This window comes from Nitrosophilus sp. (assembly GCF_982775275.1).
The window spans coordinates 1-3,015 of record NZ_CEXZHP010000179.1; the positions used below are offsets into that span (position 1 = coordinate 1).

A 3,015-nucleotide genomic window follows, 5' to 3' on the forward strand; every position below is an offset into this window, starting at 1 on the left:
CATTTCACAAAAACTATCAACATCCCAGCTTGCGGTTCCTATGAGGGCTCCTTGACAGTTTTTGACAGAGACTATCTCTTTTATATTTGAAGGCTTTACGCTACCTCCGTATAAAAGAGGGGCTTTGGTTTTTTTGGATAGATAATCTAGCACCTCTTCTATATCTTTGGTAGTAGCGCTTTTTCCGGTCCCTATCGCCCAAACGGGTTCATAGGCTATGATCAATCTTTCATAATTTAGATCGATCCCCTCAAGCTGCATATCAAGATAGGAAAATATAAGCTCTTTTGAACTTTCTCTAACCTCAAGAGTCTCTCCTATGCAGTAAAATATGGTAAATCCCTTCTCTTTGAAAAACTGAAATTTTTGGGCAATAAACTCTTGGTTTTCTCCAAGAATATGCCTTCTTTCACTATGACCTATAATGATAGTTTTTATATCAAACTCACTTAACTGCTCAACTCCTATCTCGCCGGTATATGATCCCTTAATAGCCGGATATGCGTTTTGAACCCCTATCTTTGCTTCTGTGTCGTAACTATCAAGCGCCGTAAAAGGCGGAAATATATAGATATCGGTCTCTTTTATGTTTTTGTCCTTTAAAAAGGCGTTTAACTTATCTATATACTCTTTCGTTGAGCTTCTTGTGTGGTTTGTTTTAAAGTTTGCCGCTAGTATCACTCTTCCTCTCCATTCTCTACCATTAGCGCAGCGACGCCCGGTAGAAGTTTTCCTTCAAGTAGTTCTAAACTCGCTCCCCCTCCGGTTGAGATAAAGGTCATCTCCTCATCATCTCCCGCTCTTTGCACAAGATCAGCGGTATCTCCTCCGCCTATAACCTTAGTTGCGTAACTTTGAGCTATAAAGTGAGAAAGCTGAAAACTTCCCCTCGCAAACTTATCCATCTCATAAACTCCCATAGGTCCGTTCCATAAAATGGTCTGCGCATCATTTAGAGCCTCTCTAAAGAGCCTAACGGTTGCCGGACCTATATCAAGTCCCATCCATCCTTTTGGAATCTCTTTGTATGTTACATATTTTATAGGCGTATCTTCGCTAAAGGTTTGGGAAACCACAAAATCAACCGGAAGATAGAGTTTTACTCCAAGTCTCTTGGCCTCTTCTATTATATTTAAAGCATCTTGCATAAGATCATCTTCGACTATAGAGTTCCCAACCTCTTCTCCCAAAGCTTTCAAAAAAGTAAATGCCATTCCTCCGCCTATCAACATTTTATCTACTTTTGGCAAAAGATTTATTAAAGCTTTTAATTTGCTTGAAACCTTGCTTCCTCCAACAACGGCGACAAAAGGTCGGGTTGGTCTTTTTAATAGATGGTGAAAAAACTGAATCTCTTTAAGTAGCAAAAATCCCGCTCCTTTATGGTTTTGATCATAATAGTGAGTAATCGCTTCTACCGATGCGTGAGCCCTGTGACTCACCCCAAAGGCGTCATTTATATAAAACTCTCCAAAGTTGCTTAGCTCTTTTGCGAAATTTGGATCGTTTTTGGTCTCTCCTTTTTCAAATCTTAAATTTTCCAAAAGCAGTATCTCTCCGTTTTTCAAAGAGTCAAATTTTCTTTTGGCGTCCTCTCCAACTACGTCGTTTGCCATAACGATCTCTTGCTTTAAAAGAGTATGAAGCCTCTTTGCCACCGGTTTTAAAGAGAATTTTTCATCATACCCTTTAGGCCTTCCAAGATGACTTGCAAGAACGATTTTGCAGTCGTGATCAAGGCAGTATCTTATAGTTTGAAGGGCTGAGCGTATTCTTCTATCGTCGGTTATATTTCCAAACTCATCCATCGGAACGTTAAAATCGCATCTAATAAAAACAGAGCTTTGGGCTAATTCCAACTCTTTTATAGATTTTATATGCATTTTGCTCCTTCCTTATCGTTAGTTAATTGGTTAAAATAGTTGAGTGGTTGAGTAGTTGAGTGGTTGAGTGAACTCATCTACTTATCCATATCGCCATATCAACCAATCTATTGGCATAACCCCACTCATTATCATACCAACTCATTATTTTTGCGAAATTCCCATCAATTACTTGCGTTAAATCTAAAGCAACCGTCGAACTATAAGGATTGTTTATAAAATCTTCGGATACTTTAAAATCTTTATCAACGGCTAAGATGCCCTTTAGTTCATCTTCACAATATTTCAAAAAAAGCTCGTTGATCTCTTCTTTTGAGGTTTTTTTAGATAATACCACGTCAAAATCCAGCAAAGAGACATTTGGGACCGGAACTCTAACGCTCCTTCCATCAAGCCTTCCTTCTAGTTTAGGCAAAACCTTGCCTATCGCTTTTGCCGCTCCTGTAGTAGTTGGTATCATATTGATCGCCGCGGCGCGAGATCTTCTGATATCTCGTTTGTGAAAATTATCTAGCAGGTTTTGATCGTTTGTATAACTATGAACCGTCGTTATAAGTCCTTTTTCTATACCAAAATGATCATCTAAAATTTTTGCGATGGGGGCTAAACAGTTTGTAGTGCAGCTTGCGTTGGAGATAATGTTTTCTCCGTTATATCTTTCGTGATTTACGCCCATTACGAAGGTTGGAGTATTATCTTTTGCCGGAGCTGAGATGATAACCTTTTTAACCCCTTTTTGCAGATGATGCTCCACCTCACCAGAAGTTAAAAAAAGACCGCTACACTCCAAAACCACATCTACATCGCTAAATATTAGATTTTTAGGATTTTCTTCGTTATAAAATCTTATTTTTTTATCGTTTACGATTAAACAATCGTTACTAAATGTTATATTTTTTTCAAAAAAGTTGTGAACGCTATCATATTTTAAAAGATAAGCTGCGCTTTGAAGAGGTATAATATCGTTTATAGCCACCAATTCAACGCCATCTCTTTCCAAAATCACTCTTGCGACGCTTCTTCCGATACGTCCAAAACCGTTGATAGCAATCTTTATCGCCAAAACCCGCCTTTACAAAAATTTTGCTTATTTTATCTAAAAAAAGATAAAATTTAGGTGAGTGAGCGAGGG

The 3,015-nt window shown here is 38.2% G+C and carries 3 protein-coding genes; all 3 read right to left on the reverse strand.

Annotated elements, in window-relative coordinates:
- Positions 1-681 (reverse strand): triose-phosphate isomerase (locus AC30RD_RS07750; RefSeq protein ID WP_489493882.1); only part of this gene is annotated, 681 nt, incomplete at its 3' end.
- Positions 678-1,883, reverse strand: coding sequence for a phosphoglycerate kinase (locus tag AC30RD_RS07755; RefSeq protein WP_489493884.1), 1,206 nt, complete (start codon positions 1,881-1,883; stop codon positions 678-680). The genes AC30RD_RS07755 and AC30RD_RS07750, both read right to left, overlap by 4 nt.
- Positions 1,884-1,956: 73 nt before the next feature.
- Complete coding sequence (gap, locus tag AC30RD_RS07760; RefSeq protein WP_489493885.1) at positions 1,957-2,946, reverse strand: type I glyceraldehyde-3-phosphate dehydrogenase; 990 nt, start codon at positions 2,944-2,946, stop codon at positions 1,957-1,959.
- Positions 2,947-3,015 lie beyond the last annotated feature (69 nt).